25 protein-coding genes are annotated in these 22,124 nt (G+C 67.4%); 19 read left to right on the forward strand and 6 right to left on the reverse strand.

What is annotated here, in order from left to right:
- On the forward strand, nucleotides 1–929 hold a 929-nt coding region (locus EPO55_RS16040), incomplete at its 5' end, for an amino acid ABC transporter substrate-binding protein (RefSeq protein WP_296337987.1).
- Between the two features lie 122 nt (nucleotides 930–1,051).
- Here EPO55_RS16040 and EPO55_RS16045 read toward each other — a convergent pair.
- Entirely contained in the window at nucleotides 1,052–2,659 is a 1,608-nt protein-coding gene (locus EPO55_RS16045; protein ID WP_296337988.1) for a serine hydrolase domain-containing protein, read from the reverse strand.
- A gap of 79 nt (nucleotides 2,660–2,738) precedes the next feature.
- Between EPO55_RS16045 and EPO55_RS16050 the strand changes: the two genes are divergently transcribed.
- Nucleotides 2,739–3,548 (forward strand): enoyl-CoA hydratase/isomerase family protein, encoded by an 810-nt coding sequence (locus EPO55_RS16050; protein WP_296337989.1) that lies wholly within the window; start codon nucleotides 2,739–2,741, stop codon nucleotides 3,546–3,548.
- 81 nt (nucleotides 3,549–3,629) lie between these two features.
- On the opposite strand, the gene EPO55_RS16055 is transcribed toward EPO55_RS16050, so the two are convergent.
- Both EPO55_RS16055 and phaR read right to left on the reverse strand, forming a co-directional pair.
- Complete coding sequence (locus EPO55_RS16055; protein WP_296337991.1) at nucleotides 3,630–3,818, reverse strand: DUF1289 domain-containing protein; 189 nt, start codon at nucleotides 3,816–3,818, stop codon at nucleotides 3,630–3,632.
- Between the two features lie 7 nt (nucleotides 3,819–3,825).
- Nucleotides 3,826–4,524 carry a polyhydroxyalkanoate synthesis repressor PhaR gene (gene phaR / locus EPO55_RS16060; protein ID WP_296337992.1) on the reverse strand — a complete coding sequence of 233 codons (699 nt, stop codon included), beginning with the start codon at nucleotides 4,522–4,524 and terminating at the stop codon, nucleotides 3,826–3,828.
- 154 nt (nucleotides 4,525–4,678) lie between these two features.
- Here phaR and EPO55_RS16065 point away from each other — a divergent pair, with 154 nt between their 5' ends.
- From EPO55_RS16065 to EPO55_RS16090, 6 genes are all read left to right on the forward strand, one after another.
- Nucleotides 4,679–5,017, forward strand: coding sequence for a hypothetical protein (locus EPO55_RS16065; RefSeq protein WP_296337993.1), 339 nt, complete (start codon nucleotides 4,679–4,681; stop codon nucleotides 5,015–5,017).
- A gap of 97 nt (nucleotides 5,018–5,114) precedes the next feature.
- Nucleotides 5,115–6,140: an alpha/beta fold hydrolase gene (locus EPO55_RS16070; protein ID WP_296337994.1), complete on the forward strand. Its 1,026-nt coding sequence runs from the start codon at nucleotides 5,115–5,117 to the stop codon at nucleotides 6,138–6,140.
- Nucleotides 6,140–6,973, forward strand: a complete 834-nt coding sequence (locus EPO55_RS16075) for a LytTR family DNA-binding domain-containing protein (protein ID WP_296337995.1) — start codon at nucleotides 6,140–6,142, stop codon at nucleotides 6,971–6,973. Before EPO55_RS16070 ends, EPO55_RS16075 begins: the two co-directional genes overlap by 1 nt.
- 73 nt (nucleotides 6,974–7,046) lie before the next feature.
- The gene (locus EPO55_RS16080; protein ID WP_296337997.1) at nucleotides 7,047–7,592 is read left to right on the forward strand and encodes a transposase; all 546 of its coding nucleotides are present in this window, start codon (nucleotides 7,047–7,049) and stop codon (nucleotides 7,590–7,592) included.
- Nucleotides 7,593–7,782: 190 nt separating this feature from the next.
- On the forward strand, nucleotides 7,783–8,955 hold the full coding sequence (locus EPO55_RS16085; RefSeq protein WP_296337998.1) for an acyltransferase family protein: 1,173 nt from the start codon (nucleotides 7,783–7,785) through the stop codon (nucleotides 8,953–8,955).
- Nucleotides 8,956–8,988: 33 nt separating this feature from the next.
- Entirely contained in the window at nucleotides 8,989–10,170 is a 1,182-nt protein-coding gene (locus EPO55_RS16090; RefSeq protein ID WP_296338000.1) for an acetyl-CoA C-acetyltransferase, read from the forward strand.
- An 87-nt stretch (nucleotides 10,171–10,257) separates the two neighbouring features.
- Here EPO55_RS16090 and EPO55_RS16095 read toward each other — a convergent pair whose 3' ends face one another.
- The 3 genes from EPO55_RS16095 to EPO55_RS16105 all read right to left on the reverse strand — a co-directional run bounded on the left by EPO55_RS16095 (nucleotide 10,258) and on the right by EPO55_RS16105 (nucleotide 13,017).
- The gene (locus tag EPO55_RS16095) at nucleotides 10,258–10,689 is read right to left on the reverse strand and encodes a hypothetical protein (protein ID WP_296338001.1); all 432 of its coding nucleotides are present in this window, start codon (nucleotides 10,687–10,689) and stop codon (nucleotides 10,258–10,260) included.
- 63 nt (nucleotides 10,690–10,752) lie between these two features.
- On the reverse strand, nucleotides 10,753–11,229 hold the full coding sequence (locus EPO55_RS16100; RefSeq protein ID WP_296338002.1) for a nuclear transport factor 2 family protein: 477 nt from the start codon (nucleotides 11,227–11,229) through the stop codon (nucleotides 10,753–10,755).
- Nucleotides 11,230–11,793: 564 nt separating this feature from the next.
- Entirely contained in the window at nucleotides 11,794–13,017 is a 1,224-nt protein-coding gene (locus EPO55_RS16105) for an MFS transporter (RefSeq protein WP_296338003.1), read from the reverse strand.
- Nucleotides 13,018–13,122: 105 nt separating this feature from the next.
- Here EPO55_RS16105 and phbB point away from each other — a divergent pair, with 105 nt between their 5' ends.
- From phbB to EPO55_RS16160, 11 genes are all read left to right on the forward strand, one after another.
- The gene (phbB, locus tag EPO55_RS16110) at nucleotides 13,123–13,848 is read left to right on the forward strand and encodes an acetoacetyl-CoA reductase (RefSeq protein WP_296338004.1); all 726 of its coding nucleotides are present in this window, start codon (nucleotides 13,123–13,125) and stop codon (nucleotides 13,846–13,848) included.
- A 70-nt stretch (nucleotides 13,849–13,918) separates the two neighbouring features.
- The gene (locus tag EPO55_RS16115; protein ID WP_296338005.1) at nucleotides 13,919–14,317 is read left to right on the forward strand and encodes a carboxymuconolactone decarboxylase family protein; all 399 of its coding nucleotides are present in this window, start codon (nucleotides 13,919–13,921) and stop codon (nucleotides 14,315–14,317) included.
- Nucleotide 14,318: 1 nt separating this feature from the next.
- Nucleotides 14,319–15,125 (forward strand): methyltransferase domain-containing protein, encoded by an 807-nt coding sequence (locus EPO55_RS16120; RefSeq protein WP_296338006.1) that lies wholly within the window; start codon nucleotides 14,319–14,321, stop codon nucleotides 15,123–15,125.
- Nucleotides 15,122–16,789, forward strand: a complete 1,668-nt coding sequence (gene ggt / locus EPO55_RS16125; RefSeq protein ID WP_296338007.1) for a gamma-glutamyltransferase — start codon at nucleotides 15,122–15,124, stop codon at nucleotides 16,787–16,789. Before EPO55_RS16120 ends, ggt begins: the two co-directional genes overlap by 4 nt.
- 1 nt (nucleotide 16,790) lies before the next feature.
- Complete coding sequence (locus tag EPO55_RS16130; protein ID WP_296338009.1) at nucleotides 16,791–17,984, forward strand: class I SAM-dependent rRNA methyltransferase; 1,194 nt, start codon at nucleotides 16,791–16,793, stop codon at nucleotides 17,982–17,984.
- Between the two features lie 203 nt (nucleotides 17,985–18,187).
- Complete coding sequence (locus tag EPO55_RS16135; RefSeq protein WP_296338010.1) at nucleotides 18,188–18,343, forward strand: DUF5993 family protein; 156 nt, start codon at nucleotides 18,188–18,190, stop codon at nucleotides 18,341–18,343.
- A 10-nt stretch (nucleotides 18,344–18,353) separates the two neighbouring features.
- Nucleotides 18,354–18,917: a disulfide bond formation protein B gene (locus EPO55_RS16140; protein WP_296338011.1), complete on the forward strand. Its 564-nt coding sequence runs from the start codon at nucleotides 18,354–18,356 to the stop codon at nucleotides 18,915–18,917.
- Between the two features lie 20 nt (nucleotides 18,918–18,937).
- Nucleotides 18,938–19,429 (forward strand): nuclear transport factor 2 family protein, encoded by a 492-nt coding sequence (locus tag EPO55_RS16145; protein WP_296338012.1) that lies wholly within the window; start codon nucleotides 18,938–18,940, stop codon nucleotides 19,427–19,429.
- Nucleotides 19,430–20,275 carry a hypothetical protein gene (locus EPO55_RS16150; RefSeq protein ID WP_296338013.1) on the forward strand — a complete coding sequence of 282 codons (846 nt, stop codon included), beginning with the start codon at nucleotides 19,430–19,432 and terminating at the stop codon, nucleotides 20,273–20,275.
- A 17-nt stretch (nucleotides 20,276–20,292) separates the two neighbouring features.
- The gene (locus tag EPO55_RS16155; RefSeq protein WP_296338014.1) at nucleotides 20,293–20,490 is read left to right on the forward strand and encodes a hypothetical protein; all 198 of its coding nucleotides are present in this window, start codon (nucleotides 20,293–20,295) and stop codon (nucleotides 20,488–20,490) included.
- Nucleotides 20,491–20,500: 10 nt separating this feature from the next.
- On the forward strand, nucleotides 20,501–21,895 hold the full coding sequence (locus EPO55_RS16160; RefSeq protein ID WP_296338015.1) for an amidase: 1,395 nt from the start codon (nucleotides 20,501–20,503) through the stop codon (nucleotides 21,893–21,895).
- The last annotated feature ends 229 nt before the right edge of the window (nucleotides 21,896–22,124 follow it).

Genomic DNA, 22,124 nt, shown 5'->3' on the forward strand with positions numbered 1-22,124 from the left:
CCAAGGGCTTCGTCCAGTGCGCCGTGAACACCGGCCTGGCGGGCTTCTCCTTCGCCGACAGCCAGGGCAAGTGGACCGGCCTCGACGTCGATCTCTGCAAGGCGATTGCCGCCGCCATGTTCGGCGATGCCGAGAAGACCAAGTTCACCCCGACCACGGCGCAACAGCGCTTCGTCGCACTGCAGTCGGGCGAAGTCGACGTCATCACGCGCAACGCCACGCAGACGCTGATGCGCGACACCGCGCTCGGCTTCAACATCGCCGGCGTCAATTTCTACGACGGCCAGGGCTTCATCGTGCCGACCAAGAGCAACATCAAGAGCGCCAAGGAGCTGAACGGCGCCACCATCTGCGTCCAGCCCGGCACGACCACGGAACTCAACCTCGCGGATTATTTCCGCGCCAACAAGATGACCTTCAAGCCGGTGCTGATCGAGAAGCTCGACGAGCTGCTGCAGGCCTATGCCGCCGGCCGCTGCGATTCCTACACGACCGACGCCTCCGGCCTGGCCGCCGTCCGCGCCGGCCAGCTCGCCGGCAAGGGCGAGCACACCATCCTGCCGGAGCGCATCTCCAAGGAGCCGCTCGGCCCGATCGTGCGCCACGGCGACGACCAGTGGCTCGATCTCGTGAAATGGGTCCTGATGGGCATGATCGAGGCCGAGGAATACGGCATCACCTCGAAGAACGTCGACGCGATGCTGAAAAGCGACGATCCTGCCATCAAGCGCTTCCTCGGCGTCACGCCGGGCTACGGCAAGGCGGTCGGCGTCGACGAGAAGTGGATGTACAACGTCGTCAAGCAGGTCGGGAACTACGGCGAGAGCTACGACCGCCACGTCGGCCCGGCGACGCCCCTCAAGCTCGAACGTGGCCAGAACGCGCTCTGGACCAAGGGTGGCCTGATGTACGCCATCCCCTTCCGCTGATCTTTTTGGAGTCATGTTCCTCTCCCCCGTTAGGGGGAGAGGCTAGGTGAGGGGGCATCGACGAACGTGCGCAACCCCCTCACCCAACCTCTCCCTCAAGTGGAGGAGAGGAGCTTGAGAAGTTAGGAGGCGCGCTCGAACCTCATCCGCTTGATGCGGCCGGTCGAGACGCCGAGCGCCACGACGCGGCCGGCGCGGTCGCGCTCGAGATGGGCGAGCTGGGTCGCCGTGATCCAGCCCGCCGGGCTCACGACTTCGACCGTGTCGGCATCGATGCCGCGCACGTGCCACGGCGCCCCGCCGGTCGTCAGGGGGCCGCCGACGGCCATGGTGTAATCCTCGCCGTCGCGCCGGATGTTCCAGACGGCGCCCGCATCGGGCGAGACGTAGGTGCCGGCGATGGCGGCCGGAACCGGCTTGCGGCGGCCGAGCCTGGTGAAGGTCACCACGCGGCCGGCGCCGAGATCGACACGCAGCGTTCCGGCCCGGCCGGGTTTCAGCGCGAATTCGAACGAGCCGCGTTCGGCCGCGAACCAGCCGTCGCTCCGGCGGCCGAGCGCGAACGGCAGACCGTTCTGCGTCACCACGCCCTCGCCGCCCCGCCAGGCAAGGTCGAACAGCGACGGTTCCTGGGCGTTGAACCAGCTGCCGGCAATCGGCTTGATCTCGGCCGCGGTGATCGGCGCCGCCAGGGGCTTCAGCTTCCGGTTTCCCTCCAGCGCCAGCGCTGCGATGGCGCGTGCCTGGCGCCAGGGATCGATGCTGCCGAGGTTGGCGATCACGACGACCGTCAGGTCGGCGTCGGGGATGCGCAGAAATTCCGTGCGGAAGCCCGGCCACAGGCCGCCATGGCCGATGGTAGCGAGGCCGCGCAGATCGTCGGCCTGCACGCCGCGCCGATACTTGTTCGCATGACCGCCGGTGAGTGGGGCGACCGCGGCGAGTTGCGCCGGCAGCGTCCTGGGTTCGAGAGCCGGCTGGTCGAAATGCCTGGACCAGATCAGCAGGTCCTCGACCGTCGAGGTGAGACCGCCCTCGCCGCCTTGCGGATAGGCATGTGCCGCCCGGCGGAAGCCTGACGCGGCATCGCCGAGATAGCCCGTTGCGAGGCCCGGGATCACGGTGTCGATCTCGGGCGCCAGCATCGTGCCCGTCATGCCCAGCGGCCTGAAGATGCGCTCGGCGAGGAATTCGCCCAGCGCCTTCTTCGCCAGTCCTTCGACGATCAGCCCGAGCAGCAGGAAGTTGGTGTTGCTGTAGAGAAAGCGGCTGCCGGGCGCGAAGTTGAGGTGGCGGTTGCGCAGGCAGGCCGCCAGCAGTTCGGCCGGCCGCGCCGGCTTGTCGAGGCCGTGGCCTCCCAGCCGCAGCAATTCGAGGAAATCGGGCAGGCCGCTGCAGTTGCGCATCATCTGGTCGATCGTGACCGGCAGCGGCGCCAGCTCGGGCAGGTACTTGTGCGGTGGATCGGTGAGCTTGAGCTTGCCCTCGGCCGCCAGCATCAGCGCCGCCGTGACGGTGAACTGCTTGCTGACCGAGGCGATGCGAAAGCGCGTCGCGGGCCCGATCGGCACGCCGAGCTCGATGCTGGCGAGACCGTAGCCCTTGCAGAGCTCGATCGTGCCGCCCCGCATGACGCCGACGACGGCGCCCGGCGAACCGGCCGCGGTGTAACGGGAGAACAGCGCATCGACGCGGCGTTCGAGGGTGATGGATCCGATGGCTTTCGACATGAGAGGCAGTCAAGCGAAGCGGCTCGCCGTTGTAAAGGCGAGGCGCTAGGGTCGGCCAAACGCGAGGGAGAAGTCCGCCATGAGCCGCCAGTTCGTGAAGGTCGAGAAGGGGCTGGGGCCGCAAGGCCGCATCGCCGTCGTGCGATTCGACCGCGGCGACAACATCAATGCGCTCAGCCAGCAGGCGATGCGCGAGCTGCGCGACGTGCCGCGCGACTTCGAGGACGATCTTGAAACCTCGGTCGTGATCCTCACCGGTTCGGCCAAGGCCTTCTGCGCCGGCTTCGATCTGAAGGATCCGGAGGGCCGGGCCCGTGACGGGCTCTCGGTCGGCGAGCGCATCCATCGCCAGCGGCTCGGGCCCAAGATGTGCAAGGCCTGGCAGGACATGGACCAGGTCACCGTCGCCGCCATCGAAGGCCATTGCATCGGCGGCGGGGCGGCGCTGGTCGTGTCGCTCGACTTCCGCACCTGCGGGAAGAGCGCGCATTTCCGCATTCCCGAGGTCGAGCTCGGCATGAACATGAGCTGGGGTTCCATCCCGCGCATGCTGGCCTTGATGGGCCCGGCGCGGACCAAGCAGGCGGTGATCCTGGCGTCGGATCGCGTCGGCGCCGCGGAAGCGCTGGACTGGGGGCTGGTCGAGAACGTCGTCGAGGACGGCCAGGCCTTCGCCGCTTCCATGGAATTCGCCGAGCGCGTCGCGCGACAGCCGCCGATTCCCGTGCGCATGACCAAGAGCACGGTCAATCGCCTGGCGCACGCGCTCGACGATCTCGGCGCCCACATGGACGCCGACCAGAACGTGCTGACCGGATTGACCGAGGACTACAAGGAGGGAACCTCGGCGTTCCGCGAAAAGCGCAAGCCGGTGTTCAAGGGGCGGTAAGGATCATTGCCGGGAGCGCGCCACTCCAGTGGCGCTCATGCTCATGAAATGATGCGCCACTGGAGTGGCGCGCTCCCAGCGTTAGAGCTTCCGGCCCGGCAACTGGTCGATGACGGCCTGGCGCTCGGGATCGTCGAGCATCGCCCAGCGGCCGATTTCCTCGATCGTGCGCTTGCAGCCGATGCAGAAGCCGCTCTTCTGATCGAGCTTGCAGATGCCGATGCACGGAGACATGACGCGTCGCAGCATCGACGTCGACGGATCGGCCACGGAAATATCAGGGCTTCTTGCTGAGGAGTGCGAGCTGGTTCTGCAGCTCGTCGAGCTTGCGCTTGAGATCGTCGATCACGACCTCGCCCTGCGGCGTCGCGGGAGAAGCGCTCGGCGTTTCGGGTTTGGGCGCTTCCTGTCCGTTGGCCATCGGCGCCGCCTGGCCCGGTTGGCCCGGCTGACCCGATCCGGGCTGACCTGATCCGGGCTGACCCGATCCCGGCTGGCCGGCACGGAACGGGTTGAACATCCGCATGGCCTGCTCGAACATCGCCATGTTCTGCTTGCCCATGGTCTCGAACTGCTGGAACGGATTGAAGCCGAAGGCGTTCTGCATGTAGCTGCGCATCTGCTCCTGGTTGCGCGCGAACTGCGACATCGACATTTCCAGATACTGCGGCACCACGCCCTGCAGGCTGTCGCCGTAGAAGGAGATGAGCTGGCGCAGGAACGGGATCGGCAGCAGCGTCTGCCCGCCCTTGCTCTCCTCCTCGAAGATGATCTGTGTCAGCACCGAGCGCGTGATCTCGTCGCCGGTCTTGGCGTCGTAGACGACGAAGTCGGTCTTGTCCTTCACCATCTGGGAAAGATGCTCGAGCGTCACATAGGCGGAGGTCGCCGTGTTGTAGAGCCGCCGGTTCGCGTATTTCTTGATCACGACGGGAGCGGGCTTCGGTCCGCCCTCGGGTACTGCCTGCTCGGCCATTACGCGTCGCTCCTCTGGCTCCCGCATGGTAAACGTTCGTTCACGTCGGGGTTGCCACATTAGCGCCGATACCGCAGTGCGACAAGAAGGGCTTAGCGCCTGCAATAGCGCGTTCCGTCACGATGGGCTCGCAACGATGGGCTATAGTGGACGCATGGCCTCTGAAAACGACGAACAGTCGGCCGATTTCGACAAGCTGGCCCGGCGATATCTCGACCTTTGGCAAGGCCAGCTGGCCGGGCTTGCCGCCGACCAGGCGCTGACCGATCAGATCGCCCGTTTGTTCGCCGCTGCGAACGCCCAGGTTGCGTCTGCGATGCAGGCCGTCCAAGGAGCACATCATGCCGTCACGCCCTCATCCTCCGAGGCTGGGACCCCGCCCGCTGCCGCTTCACCTGGGCACGGCGCTGATGACGTGGGCGAGCTCCGAAAGCGCGTGGAAACACTGGAAGCCCGGATCGCCGAGCTCGAAGCAAAACTCTCCCGTTCCTGAGGCCATTGCCGCTCTTCTGCCGGAAATAGCGGCCCTCGAGGCGTCGGCTGGAGAGGGCGGGTTCGAGAATGCGCTGCGGCGCGAGATCGCGCGGCGCATGCACCGGCTGGCCGATGGCGTGCTCGCCTATCGCGATCACCCGGTCCACCGCACCCTGGAGAATCCACCGGCGGTCTGGAGCGAGGGCAACACGCGCCTGCTCGACTATGGCGCCACGCATCCCGCCGCCCGCGTGCGCGGTGCCCGCGCCGTGCTGGTGGTGCCGTCGCTGATCAATCGCTGGGAAGTGCTCGACCTCACCGCCGAGAAGAGCCTGTTGCGCGCCATGGCCGCGGCCGGGCTCAGGCCCTACCTGGTCGATTGGGGAACGCCCAACGACGAGGAGCGCCGGTTCGACACGACCGCCTATGTCGCCCGCCTCGAGCGCGCGCTCGCCTTCCTCGCCAAGCGTGCGCGCCGCGCGCCGGCGGTGATGGGCTACTGCATGGGCGGCACGCTCACCGTGGCGCTGGCCGCGCGCCAGCCGCGCCGCGTCGCCGGCCTGGCGCTTCTGGCGGCGCCGTGGGACTTCCACGCCGACCGCACCGGTCACGCCTTTCTGGTCTCCTCCGGGCCGTTGCTGGCGCAGGTGGCCGACAAGGTGGGCGAACTGCCGGTCGACATCCTGCAGACGCTCTTCTGGTCGCTCGATCCCTGGCTGGCGATGAAGAAATTCGGGCGCTTCCTCGGCATGGACCAGACGGGCGCCGGTGCGCGCGAGTTCGTGCTGCTCGAGGATTGGCTGAACGACGGCGCGCCGCTCGCCGGTCCCGTGGCGCGCGAATGCCTGGTCGGCTGGTACGGCGACAACGTGCCCGGCAGCGGCAAATGGGTCGTTGGCGGCCGCCGCATCGTGCCGTCCAAAATCAAGGTGCCGTCGCTGGTCATGATCCCGTCGGGCGACCGCATCGTGCCGCCGTTGTCGGCCGCCGCCCTCGCCGACCCCGAAAAGGGACTGAAGAACGTGAAGCGGCTCGATCTGCCACTCGGTCATATCGGCATGGTGGTGAGCAGCCGCGCCCGCGATCTCTGCTGGACGCCGCTGATCGACTGGCTGCGCGACATTCCCGCCAAGCGGCGCTGATGCCGGCACGCGAGCGATCCTTCGACTGGCGGGTGCCGGCGATCTGGGCTGTCCTGCTCACGATGTCGGCCTTCGTGCACGCCTATGTCGAAGTCGCCAACCACGCCCGCGGCGGCCAACCGGTCGGCTTCGGGCGGGCGCTGATCATCGAAGCCTGCAGCCACCTGGTGGTCGCTGCCCTGCTGCCGGCGCTCTACTGGATGCATCGCCGCTGGCCGGTCGGCAGCCAGCCGCGAAACCTTCTCATTCATGCCCTCGGCGTCGTGCCCTTCAGCATCGCCCATACGGTGGGCATGGCGGCGCTTCGCTTCGTGTGGTTCAGCGGCATTGCCGGAGAGGCCTATGCGTTTCCGCTGACTGTCGACCGGCTGACCTACGAGTTCGCCAAGGACATCTTCTCCTACGGCCTGTTGAGCGCCGGCACCGTGGCGCTCGGCCTGTTGCTGCGGCGCGCCCCGCCGCCCGTGGAGGTCGCGGCAGCCCCATCGGGCCCGCTTCCCGAGCGGTTCGCCGTGCGCAAGCGCGGCGGGGCCGAGATCTTGGTCGAGGTGGCCGACATCGACTGGATCGAGGCCGCCGGCAACTACGCCATCCTCCATGTCGGCGGCGAGACCTTCGAGATCCGCTCGTCGCTGACCAAGCTCGAAGGGGAGCTCGACCCCAAGCGGTTCGTGCGAGTCCATAAATCCCATGTGGTCAACATCGCCCGCGTTGCGGAAGTGACGCCGTGGGTCAGCGGCGACTGGCGCATCCGCCTGCAGGACGGCGCCGAAGTGAATTTGAGTCGCCGCTATCGCCAACGCTTCGAGGCTTTGGCCCCGGTTCGGAGCTGACCGGTCGTCGACTCCTTGCTGGGAGCGCGCCACTCCAGTGGCGCATCATGTCTTCGACCGCTAGCGTCGTGACATGGAGTACAAAGGTTGGCATTCACGCGGATACCTGCCGCATTTTGATTCCGAGGACATCGTCCAGTTCCTGACGTTCAGGCTCGCCGACAGCTTGCCGGCGGAGGCCACCGTCAAGCTGCGGCAGGCAACGCATCCTGAGAGTCTTCGCGACGACATGTTGGATCGAGGCTGGGGAGCTTGTTGGCTGCGGTCTGATCCCATTGCTTCGCTCGTCGAACAGGCATTCCTGGCGTTCGACGGCGCGCGTTATCGCCTTCACGCTTGGATCATCATGCCCAACCACGTTCACGTGCTCCTAACGGTTTTCCCGGGATTTGCGTTGGGCGGCGTTGTCGGTTCATGGAAGCGATATACGGCTCGCGAAGCGAACAAGATCCTCGGACGAGCCGGGGCGTTTTGGCAGGACGACTATTGGGATCGCTTCATCAGAAACGAGGACCATTTCGCGGCAACGGTCGCGTACATCGACCAGAATTCTGTCAAGGCCGGGCTCGTAAGTGCTGCCGGCTTATGGCCATGGGGCAGTGCGCGCTTTCGAGCTTGAGCGCCACTTCAGGGCGGAGGTTACTCCGCCCGCAGTGGCGCGCTCCCAGCAAGACACTTAATCCACGTCAAGACGTCCCGCAGCCGCCGCCGGTCGTCCCACCGGGGTCGCCGGTCGTCACAAAACGCAGCCAGTTCAAGGTCTTGGAAGATAGGGAAGAGGCGTCCGCAACTCTTCCCGAGGTATCGTCATGACCACCCGCCGAGCCGATCTTGACTGGCTGCGCGTCCTCGCTTTTGGCCTCCTGATCCTCTACCACGCCGGCATGGCGTGGTCGGGCTGGAGCTGGCACGTCACCAGCCCCGACAGCATGGAGTGGCTGCGCGAGGCAATGCGGTTCCTGAACCGCTGGCGCATGCCGCTGCTGTTCCTGGTGTCGGGCGCGGCCATCATGCTGGCGCTGGGCGACCGCACCTCCGGTGGCTTCGTTGTCGACCGCCTGAAGCGGCTCCTGCTGCCGCTGGCCTTCGGCATGCTGGTGATCGTGCCGCCGCAGGTCTACCTGGAGCGCCTCTATCGCGGCCAGTTCACGGGCTCGTTCTTCGACTGGCTGCCGCAGGCCTTCTCCGGCGGCGCCTATCCAAACGGCAATTTCAGCTGGCACCACCTCTGGTTTCTGGCCTACGTGCTGGTGCTGACTCTCGTGCTGCTGCCGGTCTTCCTGTGGGCGCGCTCGCCGACGGGACGCGACACGGTCGAGCGTGCCGGCCGGACGGCCGCTCGCTTCGGTCTGCAGTGGCTGATGGTGTTGCCGCTCGCCGCGTCGATCCTGTGGCTGGCGCCGGTCTCATACAACATCAACGGCCTGGTCGGCGACTGGAACGGTCTGGCCTCCTACGGCGCGCTGCTGCTCTACGGCGCCTTCATCTTCGGTTCGACCGACCTGCTGAATGCGCTTCGGCGTCAGCGACTGCTCTCGCTGGCCATCGGCATCGCGGCCTATGCCGTGCTCTACGTCGGCTTCTTCCAGGGAACGGTCAGGCCCGTGATCTCGCCCGAGGCCCGGCCGGGCTTCGCGCTTCTGTCGGCGATCAACACCATGGCCTGGCTGTTCGCGATCCTGGGCTTCGCCCATCGCTACCTGACCGCGCGGCCGGCGTTCCTCGCCGAGGCGACCGAAGCGGTCTACCCATTTTACATCCTTCATCAGACCGTCACGGTGATTGCGGTCTATTGGCTGTTGCAGGCCGGTGCGCCGCCGCTCGCCGGATTCATCCTGGCTGTGATGGCGACCTTCTTCGGCGCCTGGCTGATTTACGCAGGGCTGGTGCGCCCGTGGCGCTGGGTTCGGCCGCTGTTCGGAATGAAGGCGGTTGCTGCAGTGCCGCGAGGGACCTTGCCGAGCCGTGCCGCCGCCCTGTAAATGGCCCCTAGGGCGGCAGGCAAGGAGGACTTTATGACCACGGATATCGTCATCGCGAGCGCAGCGCGCACGGCAATCGGTTCCTTCAACGGTGCCTTCGGTGCCGTTCCGGCCCACGATCTCGGCAAGGCCGCGATCAAGGGCGCGCTGGAGCGCGCCCATGTGAAGCCGGAAGAAGTCGACGAAGTCATCATGGGCCAGATCCTGACCGGCGGTCAGGGCCAGAACCCGGCCCGTCAGGCCGCCATCAATTCCGGCATCCCGGTCGAGAAGACCGCGCTCGGCATCAACCAGCTCTGCGGCTCGGGCCTGCGTGCCGTCGCCTTCGGCTGGCAGGCGATCAAGAACGGCGACGCCAACATCATGGTGGTCGGCGGCCAGGAGAGCATGAGCCAGGCGCCGCACGTCGCCCACATGCGCGACGGCACCAAGATGGGCGACCTCAAGATGGTCGACTCGATGATCAAGGACGGCCTGTGGGATGCCTTCAACGGCTACCACATGGGCAACACCGCCGAGAACGTGGCGCAGAAATACCAGATCACCCGCGTCGAGCAGGATGCCTTCGCGGCCTCCTCGCAGAACAAGGCCGAGGCGGCACAGAAGTCCGGCCGCTTCAAGGACGAGATCGTTCCGGTCACGATCAAGACCCGCAAGGGCGATGTCGTGGTCGATACCGACGAGTTCCCGCGGCACGGCACGACAGCCGAGGCGCTCGCCAAGCTCCGCCCGGCCTTCACCAAGGAAGGCGGCTCGGTCACGGCCGGCAATGCCTCGGGCATCAACGACGGCGCGGCCGCTCTCGTCCTCATGAGTGCTGATGAGGCGAAGAAGCGCGGCATCAAGCCGTTGGCCAAGATCGTGTCGTGGGCGACCACGGGCGTCGATCCCAAGGTCATGGGCATCGGCCCGGTGACCGCCTCGCAGGCGGCGCTGAAGAAGGCCGGCTGGACCGTGAAGGATCTCGACCTCGTCGAAGCCAACGAAGCGTTTGCCGCGCAAGCCTTGGCCGTCGGCAAGGAACTCGGCCTCGACCCCACCAAGCTCAACGTCAACGGCGGCGCGATTGCCTTGGGCCATCCGATCGGCGCCTCGGGCGCGCGCGTGCTGACGACGCTGCTGTTCGAAATGCAGAAGCGCGACGCCAAGAAGGGCCTCGCCACCCTCTGCATCGGCGGCGGCATGGGCATCGCCATGTGCGTCCAGCGCGACTAGGCGCGGACTCCGAATAGGTATCTTGCTGGGAGCGCGCCACTCCAGTGGCGCGCTCCCAGCAACGAGTCGATTCAAGCGCGCCGTGTTCTAGGGAGTGCTGTAGACCAGCTGACCCTTGCGCACCAGTTGGCGTCCCGTGACCTGGGAGATCTCCCGCAGCTGGGCGTTGCCCGTTGGCTTGGGCTCGGCCAGCAGGAAGCGGCTCTCCCCGGCATTGACCGTGACGACGAGTTCGGTGCTGCCCTGGACACCGTAAGCCCTGAGGTCGTAGAGCGACGGCGGCAGGTCGAGGCGCATCCAGGTGAGGCCGGCAAGGCTGCCGACGGGATACCGGTCCTTCGTGATGCCGATCGGCGACGGGTCCGAACCGGGGTCGTCGCGGATGATGTAGAGCGCGGCCATGCCCTCGGTCGGCTCGTAAAAGGTCTTGCCGTAGGATTTCTGCCATTCCGACCCGGCCCCCGGGCTGCAGGCGGCGGCCGACAGGGCCAAGGCAACGGCAACCAACAACTTCTTCATGCGACGACCTCCGCCGGCAAGGTCCGACGGCTGCGCGTGCGGGTCAAGCGGGCTGGTCTTGCGCTAAAGGCCGAGGTCGCCCAGACCGGGATGGTCGGCGGGCCTGGGTCCCGGTGCCGGCCAATGGAACTTCCGCTCCTCAGGCTTGATCGGCAGGTCGTTGATCGAGGCGAGGCGGCGGCGCATCAGCCCACGCTCGTCGAACTCCCAGTTCTCGTTGCCGTAGGAGCGGAACCAGTGGCCCTGGTCGTCGCGCCATTCGTAGGCGAAGCGGACGGCGATGCGATTGCCGCTGCAGGTCCAGAGTTCCTTGATCAGCCGGTAGTCCAGCTCCCGGATCCATTTGCGGGTGAGGAAGGCTTCTATGGCCGCGCGACCCTGGAAGAATTCCGAGCGGTTCCGCCAAACGCTGTCGGCGGTATAGGCCAGCGCAATGCGCGCCGGATCGCGACCGTTCCAGGCGTCCTCGGCAGCGCGCACCTTGGTCCGTGCGGTCTCCTCGGTGAAGGGCGGCAGCGGCGGTCGCGGGGCATCGGTCATGAGGGCGTCCTCCTGGCCGATCTTGCTTTCCGTTGGCGTTGCCCGGCAAGTGCAGCCTGACTTGCAAGTTCAGCAGGTTTTGGGCTATATTTTCGATAGACTGGCGCGACGTATGCATATACGGGCGCCGGCCTTTTCGTATCCGGCAAAGACCTGCCCGCGGCCGCCCGTGGGTTTGCGCGCCCCCTCACTTCTTGGATGGGCGCAGGGTCGCCGCCGCGGGTCCTGACCCGTGGACAGAGACAAGAACCAGCCCGCCTCCCCGACGGCCGTCGGGGAGGCAACAACGACGCCGGATCCACCAGGCGCGCCGGGCCCCGATGAGAGATCGACGGCCGCAACGAACGAACGAAACAAGGCCTCGGCGTCGAACCGGGGAAAGGGTGGGGGACAGGGTGGGGGACAGGTGCGGGCCCAACTTCGGGCCCAACACTCCCACGTTTCAGGTGGGCCCGGAGAGGCCCCGGAAAGATTGAATTTGTTGGCTTTCGGGCGGTTCGAAAGCCGAATTTCCGTCAGCGAAGTTGGGCCCTTTTTGCAAAGTTGGGCCCGCCCTGTGCGAGGTCAGACAGCACCGGCGGACACGGGCATCGCCCGCAGCCGGGCCAGTGGCGACAGCAGGATCGCGAGCGCCGACAGCGCGAAGGCGACGGCGATCAGCAGCAGCGCGCTCTGCAGGCCGGCCTGGGCGGCGAGGAGGCCGCCGGCCAGGGCGCCGAGCGGGCGGACGCCATAGATCGCCGTCTGTACCGTGGCGTTGACCCGGCCCATCAGGGCGAGCGGCGTCACGAGCTGGCGCACCGTGGTCTGGCAGATCAGCCACAGCATCGGCCCGAAGCCCACCAGGAAGTAGCCGGCGGCGGCGAGGGCAAAGCCGTTGGGTGTGCCGGCCTGGGACGGAGCGGCCAGGAACAGGCCCGCCGCCACGACCGACACGGCCGGTCCGAAGATCAGGGTGGCGAGCGGCGGCAGGCGCCGCGAAGCCATCGGCGCCACCAGCGCGCCCAGGATCAGGCCGGCGCCGTAGGCGGACTGCGCGAGGCCCATGCGCGCCGGATCGAGGCCGAGCGGGCCCAGCGCCAGCGGCGCCCAGATCGCGAGCAGGGCGAAGAAGGCGAAGTTCCAGAAGATCGCGCAGAGGCTGATGCCGCGCAGCAGCTCGTGATGGATCACGAATCGCGCGCCGGTGCGGATGGCGGCCAGAAAGGATGGGCGTGCGGTGCCGCTGGAGGGTGCCGGCACACGGGGCAGGGCGAGGACGCAAGCCAACGCCAGCGCGGCGCCGAGGGCCGCGAGGACATAGCCCCAGGTCGGCGACAGATGCTGCGCGAGCAGGCCGGCCACGAAGGGTGCGGCGAGGCTCACGATGGCGCGCGCCAGTTCCAGCCGCGCATTGGCGCGCGACAGGTCGGTCGCGGGCACGAGGCTGGGCAGCAGCGACACCGAGGTCAGCACATAGACGACGGTGCCTGATGCGCCGACGAAGGCAGCTATGCCGAGCAGGCTCGCGATGCCCGTGGCGGCGGCGATGACGGCAACCACCGAGGCCAGCAGGCCGAGGCCGAGGGCTCCGATCAGCAATTGCCGGCGCGGCAGGCGGTCGACCCAGGCACCGGCGGGCAACGACACCAGCAACCAGGCCGCACTCTGGGCGGCGACCAGCAGGCCGAGCACGTCAGGTCCGGCGCCCAGGACCAGGGTCGCGGTCAAAGGCAGGGTGGCCAGCGCCAGCTGGTCGGCGGCGTGGGTCCCGGCGGCGGCGCCGAGCAGGGCGGTAAAGGGTTTCATGGCCGGCGTTCTAGGGCCGCGCGCCTGCCGTCTCTATCCGGCACCGGCTGTGAATTCGGATGGAACCGGCTAGAGTGCGCGGGCGGCACGTTTTGGGAGGAAAAAATGGCTCAAAGAGTTGCAGTGGTGACAGGCGGAACGCGCGGCATCGGCGCCGCCATCTCGCGCATGTTGAAGGACAAGGGTTACAAGGTCGGCGCCACCTACGCCGGCAACGACGCGGCCGCCCAGAAGTTCAAGGCCGAGACCGGCATCGCGGTCTACAAGTTCGACGTCTCCGATTTCGCCGCCTGCCAGACCGCGGTGGCCCAGATCGAAAAGGATCTCGGCCCGGTCGAGGTCCTGGTGAACAACGCCGGCATCACCCGCGATTCCACCATGCGCCGCCTCACGCGCGACATGTGGGAGGCCGTCATCGATACCAACCTCGGCTCCTGCTTCAACATGAGCAAGGCGGTGTGGGACGGCATGAACACCCGCGGCTTCGGCCGCATCGTCAACATCGGCTCGATCAACGGTCAGGGTGGCCAGTACGGCCAGGTGAACTACGCCGCCGCCAAGTCGGGCATCCATGGCTTCACCAAGGCGCTGGCCCAGGAAGGCGCGCCCAAGGGCATCACCGTGAACGCGATCGCGCCGGGCTATACCAGCACCGACATGGTTGCCGCCGTGCCGGCCAACGTGCTGGAGAAAATCGTCGCGAAAATCCCGGTCGGACGGCTGGGCAAGGCCGAAGAGATCGCCAGCGGCGTGGTCTTCCTGGTGGCCGACGACTCGGGCTTCATCACCGGCTCGACGCTGTCGATCAACGGCGGCCAGCATATGTACTGACAATCGGTGCGAAAGCGCCAAGATGGGGCCGGCGCCGAGCGCCGGCCCTTTTCATTTGCGGGAGCCATCGATGGCCAAGCTGACCGAATACAAGGACATGAACCCGCGGGCCAAGGCGGTCGTCGAGGGCATCGCCGAGGCGCGCGGCATCGATCCGGCCGGCATCAACAACGTCTGGAAGGCACTCGCCCGCCATCCCGATGTCATGGAGCGCTTTGCCGCCGAGATGAAGGCGGTGATGGCGCCGGGCAAGCTCGATGGCCTCACCAAGGAGCTGATCTACCTCGCCGTGTCGATCGCCAACCAGTGCGACTACTGCATCAATTCGCACGGCTACATGGCGCGCCGGAAGGGCATGAGCGAGGAGATGTTCAGCGAATTCATGGCCGTCGTGCTGGCGGCGCAGAAGGGCAACAAGATCGCGACAGGGTATCGTGTTCCCATCGACGCCGCGTTCGAGGAGAAATGACGTGAGCTCTGGAACGACCCAGATGGTCTGGGATGCCAATCTCTACCTGAAGTTCGCCGACCATCGCGTGCGGCCGGCGCTCGACCTGATGGGCCGTCTCGATCCGGCCAATGGCGCCAGGCTGGGCCATGCGATCTACGATCTCGGCTGTGGCGCCGGCAACATCTCGCGCATCCTGGCCGAGCGCTTTCCGTCGGCGGAGATCGTCGGCATCGATTCGTCCGAGGAGATGCTCGCCAAGGCGCGCACGCAGACGCCCGACAGCCGAGTCAGCTTCGCCAAAGGAGATCTCGCAAATTTCAAGCCGGGCAAGCCGCCGGGCATCCTCTACAGCAACGCCGCCTATCATTGGCTGGAGGGACATATCGACATGTTCCCCGGCCTGTTGAAGCTCCTGCCGTCGGGCGGCCAGCTTGCGATCCAGATGCCGCGCAATCACGAGGCGCCGTCGCATGCCCTGATGCGCACGGCGGCCGAGGCGGGGCCGTGGCGCGACAAGCTCGCCCAGGTGCGCACGATCCGGCCGGTTCTCGAGCCGGCGCGCTACTACGACGTGCTGAAGCCGCTCTGCTCCGGCCTCGAGATCTGGGAGACGATCTATCAGCAGCCTTTGACCGGCAAGGATCCGGTGGCGCAGTTCACCGCCGGCACCGGCCTGCGTCCCTACCTCGACCTGCTGCAGGAGCCGGAGCGCGCGGCATTCTACGAAGCCTATGCCGCGCTGGTCGCCAAGGCCTATCCGACGCGCGCCGACGGCATCACGATCTTTCCCTTCCGCCGGCTGTTCATCGTGGCGCGCCGCGCATGAAATTGAGCCGCCCGCTCGCCGTCCTGGCGCTGCTGCTGGCGGCGTGCCGCGTGCCGGCCTGCCTGGCGGCACCGCAGGCTATGGTGGCGGCGGCGCATCCGCTCGCCGTCGAGGCCGGGCTGGAAGTGCTCCGGCGCGGCGGCTCCGCCGTCGATGCGGCCATTGCCGTGCAGATGGTGCTGGGCGTCGTCGAGCCGCACGCCTCGGGCATTGGCGGCGGCGGCTTCCTGCTGCACTACGACGGCGCGACGGGGGCCATTGCCGTCTACGACGGCCGCGAGACCGCGCCGGCAGGTGCCAACCCGACGATTTTCCTCGATCGCGACGGCAAGCCGCTGGGCTATCGTGAGGCCGTGGCCTCCGGCATCTCGGTCGGCGTGCCCGGCGCCTTGGCGATGCTGGAGCTCGCTCACAAGGAGCACGGCAAGGTTCCCTGGAGCGCGTTGTTCGAGCCGGCAATCGCCGCGGCCCGCGACGGCTTTGCCGTACCGCCGCGACTCGCCGCCTGGCTGGCGCGGATACCGGGACTGCGCGATGAGCCGGGCATCCGCGCGATCTATTTCAATGCCGACGGGTCGCCGAAGAAAGCCGGCGACCGGATCGCCAATCCCGATCTCGCCGCCACGATGCGCCTGATCGCTGATCAAGGGGCGGATGCTTTCTATCGAGGCGCAATTGCCGCCGGGATGGTGGACCGCGTGCGCAATCATGTCCGTCCCGGCACGCTCTCGCTCGCCGACCTGGCCGGCTATCGACCGGTCAAGCGGGAGTCGGTGTGCGGGCCCTATCGCCTCTGGGTTGTCTGCGGCATGCCGCCGCCGTCGTCGGGCGGCATCGCGGTTCTGCAGGTGCTGGCGCTGCTCGAACCCTTCGAGATCTGGCGCGAGGGGCCCAACGATTTGCGCTCGGTCCATCTCATCGCCGAGGCGAGCCGGCTCGCCTTCGCCGATCGCGACCGCTACGTCGCCGATCCCGCCTTCGTGAACGTGCCGACGGCGGGCCTGTTGTCTCCCGCCTATCTCGCGGAGCGCCGCAAGCTGATGTCGCCGGATCGCAGCATGGGCCAGATCGGCCCGGGCGTGCCGCCGGGCTATGTCGAGCGCGGCACCAGCCACATCAGCATCGTCGACCGCTGGGGCAATGGCGTCGCCTTCACCACCACCATCGAAGCCCCGTTCGGCGCCCAGATCATGGTGCGCGGATTTCTGCTGAACAACGAACTGACGGATTTTTCGCCGGAGCCCGAGGCGAACGGCAAGCCGGTCGCCAACCGGGTCGAGCCGGGCAAGCGGCCGCGCTCTTCGATGTCGCCGACGATGGTTTTAGACCGCGACCGCCGCTTCGTGCTGGCCCTGGGGTCGGCGGGCGGGTCGCGGATTATCGGCGATGTCCTTCACGCCCTGATCGGCGTCCTCGACTGGGACCTGTCGGTTCCTGCAGCCCTCGCGCAACCGCGCGTGATCAACCGTAATGGCCTGACGGAACTGGAGGCGGGCACGCCTCTGGCCGGGCAGGCAGAGCGCTTGCGCGCCTTGGGCCATCAAGTACAAGTCCGCGGGCATGAGGGTGGCCTCACCGGCATTCGCCGGGTGGGCCCATCTTCCATTGGCGGTTGGGAGGGCGGTGCCGATCCCCGTCGCGATGGCGTCTCCCGGGGAGAATAGAGTGGCCGCGAAGAAACTGCCGAGTGTCCTGCTGCGCGCCGGCGAGGATCGCCGCGTCCGCTCGGGCCATCCCTGGGCCTTCTCCAACGAGATCCTGATGGACGCCGAGACCAAGGCGCTGCCGCCGGGCTCGCTGGTGACGCTGCGCACGCCGGGCGGCGAGGCGCTGGGCGTCGCCACCTTCAATCCGCATTCGCTGATCGCGGCGCGTCTGCTGACCTCGAATCCCGAGGCCGTCATCGACGCCCTGTTCTTCGGCCGCAAGCTTGCCAATGCGATGGCACTTCGCGACAAGCTGGTCGGCGTTCCCTACTACCGGCTCATCCATGCCGAAGCCGACGGTCTGCCCGGCGTGATCATCGACCGTTTCGGCGATGCCGTGGTCGTCCAGGTGAATTCGGTCGGCATGGATCACCTGACGCCGGTCCTGCTCGAGGCCATCGAGGCCGAGCTGTCGCCCCGCGTGATCGTGCTCAAGAACGATTCGCCGGTCCGCGAGCTCGAAGGCCTGAAGCGCGAGACGACCATCGCCAAGGGCGCGCTGGACGGGCCGATCGAGCTGATCGAGAACGATGCGCGCTTCGTCGCCGATCTCTCGGGCGGCCAGAAGACCGGCTGGTTCTACGACCAGCGCGACAACCGCCGCTTCATGGCGCGCTTCGCCAAGGACGCGCGCGTGCTCGACGCCTATTGCTACAGCGGCGGCTTCGGCGTGCTGGCGGCCAAGCATGGCGCCAAGTCGGTGACCTGCCTCGACCGCTCGCAGCCCGCGCTCGATTCCGCGACCAAGGCCGCGGCCTTGAACGGCGTCAGCGGCGTCATGACCTTCCAGAAGGGCGAGGTCTTCGACACGCTGGAGAAACTCGAGCCCAACGGCCGCAACTTCGACGTCGTGATCTGCGATCCGCCGGCCTTCGTGAAGAGCCGCAAGGACATCAAGGTGGGCGTCCAGGGCTATCGCAAGATGGTGCGGCTGGCCGCACCCCTCGTGGCGCCGGGTGGCTTCCTGTTCGTGGCCTCGTGCTCGCACCTGGTCGAGCCGCCGCTGTTCGGCGAACAGGTGCGTCGCGGCTTGCGCGACGCCGGCCGCAACGCCCGCATCCTGCGCAGCTCCGGCGCCGCGCTCGATCACCCGGTGCATCCCGGCCTGCCCGAGACCGCTTATCTCAAGGCGATGACCCTGCAGATCGACTGACGATAGTCCGGCCCGGCCAAACGGGATCGTAGGGCCCGTCTGCGCCGATGGGGGTTCAGGGTGACCCGATTCAGCCGGTCCTGCCATTGGCACATGGCGCGCCGAGCCGTAACATATCTTTCTTACGGTCAGCGTGATCTCCGGGATCCGTGGCTGCGGCTGTTGCGCGTCCGAGTATGTCTTGCGATCGCGAGGTTTGCGTCATGACCGGGCTGATCTTTCTGGCGGCAGCCATTGCCATGATGACGGCCCTCGCCGGCTATCGTGGTGTCGCGATCGGTCTGTTCGGTGTGAGCGCCGTCGCTGCGGTCCTGTGGCTCGATCGCTACATGACCGAGCCGTTGAAGTTGTCGTTCTAGGGCCGCCGGCATGGGACAACTCGTCCGCCTGGGCAACGCCGCCGGTGCCGCCGCGATCGCGGTCATCCTGCTGATCGCCTTCGGGCTGCAGTTTGGGCTCAAGGAATTGCCGTGCCCGCTGTGCAATCTCCAGCGCGCGGCTTTCGTGCTGTGCGGCTTCGGTTTCCTGCTCAACCTGCGCTTCGGCATCCAGCCGCTGCACTATGGGCTGACCTTGCTCGGCGCGCTGTTCGGCCTGGTCGCCTCGGGCTTTCAGGCCCTGCTGTACATCGCGCCCGGCACCGCGGCCCACGGCGCGCCGGTCCTCGGATTGCACCTCTACACCTGGTCGCTGCTCCTGTCCTTCGCCGTGATCGCCTTTGTGGCCGTGCTGATGATCTTCTCCGGCCGGCCCGAGCATCACAACACCGATCACCAGACCGCGCTCAGGTTCCGTGGAGTCTCCCGGCTGGCCGCCTACCTGCTCATCGCCGCGACCCTCGCCAACGCCGCCAACAGTTTCCTGTTGTGCGGACCGGCCGAATGTTCCGACAATCCGACGAGCTACTGGATTTCGAAATACCTGCCGTCCTGACCTCCTGCGAGGACTCCGTCATGCCCGCTCCTTTCTTCGCAGCCTCGCGACGTGCGCTGCTGGCCGCCACGGCGGCGTTCTCATTCATCGGCAGCGCCCATGCGCAGGGCCCGGACGATCCGGCCCGCCTGGTCGCGATCATGGACAGTTACGCCGCCGGATTGCGCGCGAACAACGTCGAGGCGCTGGTCGCGCTCTATGCGTCCAATGGCGTGTTCATGCGCGACAACATGCCGGCGGTCGTCGGCCGCGACGCCTTGCGGGCGGCCTATCGCGAGGTCTTCGCCACGCTGAAGGTCGATCTCGCCTTCACGATCCAGGAGACGGAGGTCGCGGGCGACATGGCCTGGCTGAGGGCGACCTCGTCCGGCCGCATCAGGACCCTGGCGACTGGCATGGAAACTGCGGAGGCCTTCAACCTGGTGGTCGTCTTCCGGCGCGAGGCCGGTGCCTGGAAGATCCGCAACTACATCTACGCGTCCAGCAGGCCCGGGATGGGACCGGCGAAATAGATGTCCGACGAACGCTACACCGTGATCCTGGGCGACCGCCGCTATGCCATCCACCGCAAGTGGGCACGGCTGCCGGCGGGCGAAAGCTTCGGCTTCCTGTCCGACCTGATGGTCGACGGCGAGGGCCGCGTTCACGTGGCGCAGCGCGGCACCGACCGGCCGGTCCTGGTGTTCGGCCGCGACGGCAAGCTCATGGGCACGTGGGGCGAGGGCCAGCTCGCCGAGCCGCACTATCTCAATACGGCGCCCGACGGCACCATCCTGGTGGCCGATCGCGACGCCCATCAGGTGCTGCGCTTCGATCTCGCCGGCAAACTCATACAGGCCCTGGGCAAGCGCCACTGGCCCTCGCTCGATGCGCCGTTCAACCATCCGACGGCGGCGGCCCAGGCGCCCGATGGCGAAATCTACGTCGCCGACGGCTACGGCAATTCCAGCGTCCATCGCTTTGCCGCCGACGGCAGGCTGATCGCCACCTGGGGCGGACCGGGGACGGGCAACGGCGCCTTCACCACGCCGCACGCCGTCTGGGTCGACCGCTTCGGCAAGGTGCTGGTGGGCGACCGCGAGAACAACCGCATACAGGTGTTCGACCGCGACGGGACTTTCCTCGACGCCTGGGGCGATTTCTATCATCCCATGCAGATCTGGGTGGATGACCGCGACTTCGTGTTCGTCACCGACCAGATCCCGCGCATCAGCCTGCTCTCGCCCGACGGCCGGCTGGTCGGCCGCTGCCGCGGCGCGATCAACGGCGCGCATGGAATTTCAGGCGACGCCGAGGGTAATCTCTATCTCTCCGAGCTGCCGCCGCAGGAAATCACCAAGCTGGAACGGCTGAACTGAGCGGAAGGGTATCGAAGATGGACAAGCAAACGATGGACAAGGCAATGATGGAACTGCTGGCGCGCCGCGCCGGCCTCGACAAGGCGCTGGCCGAGCATCCAGAGGATGTCGCCGCCGCGGCGACGCAGGCTGCCGACGTTGCCCGCAAGATCAAGGCGCCGGCCGATCCGCGCGCCGAACCGTGGCCGCCGATGCGCGCGGGAGACGGACTGTGAGGCTCTGACCATGACCGACCTGCACTTCATGACGGCCGCCGCGGCGGCCAAGGCGATCGCCGCCAAGGAACTTTCGCCGGTCGAGCTGACTGAGGCGCTGCTCGCCCGCATCGAGCGGCTCGATCCCCGGCTCAACGCCTTCATCCGCCTCGACGGCGAGGCGGCGATGGCGGCGGCGCGAACGGCCGAGGCCGAGGTCGCGGCGGGCCGGGTCCGGGGGCCGCTGCACGGCGTGCCGGTCGGCATAAAGGACATCATCGATGTCGCCGGCCTTCCGACCACCTGCCATTCCAAGATCCTGGCCGACAATATCGCTACCGCAGACGCGGTCTGCGTTTCCAAGCTGCGCGGCGCCGGCGCCATCGTGCTGGGCAAGCTTTCCACGCACGAGTTCGCCATCGGCGGGCCGAGCCACGACCTGCCGTGGCCGCCGGCGCGCAATCCCTGGAACACCGACCATCACCCTGGCGGCTCGTCGTCGGGCTCGGGCTCGGGCGTAGCGGCCGGCCTGTTTCCGATGGCGCTGGGCACCGACACCGGCGGCAGCGTGCGCAATCCCGCCAGCTGCTGCGGCATCGTCGGCCTGAAGCCCACCTACGGTCTGGTCTCGCGCCGCGGCGTCTTTCCGCTCTCCTTCACCCTCGACCACGTCGGGCCGATGACCCGCACCGTGGCCGACAATGCCCTGATGCTGGAGGTCCTCGCCGGCCACGACACAAGCGACCCCGGCAGCGTGGCGGCCGCCAGGGGCCACTATGCGGCCGGCGTCGACCGCGACGTGCGCGGGCTTCGCGTCGGCTTCGTCCAGCATTTCCATGAGACCGACATGCCGGCCGATCCCGAGGTGACGGCAGCCCTCGAACATGTCGCGCGCACGCTCCAGCTCGAGGGCGCGGAAGTCCGCGACGTCCATCTGCCGACCCTGGGCGAGTTCGGCGCGGTCAACCGCGTCATCCTGCAAAGCGAGGCCTGGGCGATCCACGCCCCCTGGCTGCGCGCGCGTCCCGGTGACTACGGCCAGCTCGCGCGCCGCCGCCTGATGGCCGGCGCCTTCTTCGCCGCCGGCGACTATGTCCAGGCCCAGCGCCGGCGTCTCGAGATGATCGCCGCCGTCGAGGAGGTGCTGCGCGACGTCGACGTGCTGCTGTGCGCCAGTTCGATGGACCCGGCCTGCCGCATCGACAGCCCGGCCGACATCGATCGCACCTATCCGCGCCAGGCGCGCACCCCGTTCAACGTCACCGGCCATCCCGCGCTCGCCATGATGGCCGGCGTCTCGGTGGGCGGCCTGCCGCTCTCGGTTCAGTTCGTCGGCCGCTACTTCGACGAGGCGACGCTGTTCCAGGTGGCGCGGGGATGGGAGCGCGCGGCGGGCACGGACAAGAAGCACCCGGCGATCGTGTGAGAACCACCTCATCCTGAGGAGGCCCGAAGGGCCGTCTCGAAGGATGGGAGCGCGCACCGCGTGGGTGCCCATCCTTCGAGACGCACGCTACGCGTGCTCCTCAGGATGAGGTATTTTCGTTAGATCAGTTACGTCATTGCGCGGACCGGAGGTGGAATGATGGTGAAATTTGAGGAGATGATACGTGAAATACTTTCACCAGCGGAGCGAGTCGCCATCCGGCGTACGG

The sequence above is a fragment of the Reyranella sp. genome (assembly GCF_004296935.1).
Classification (GTDB): domain Bacteria; phylum Pseudomonadota; class Alphaproteobacteria; order Reyranellales; family Reyranellaceae; genus Reyranella.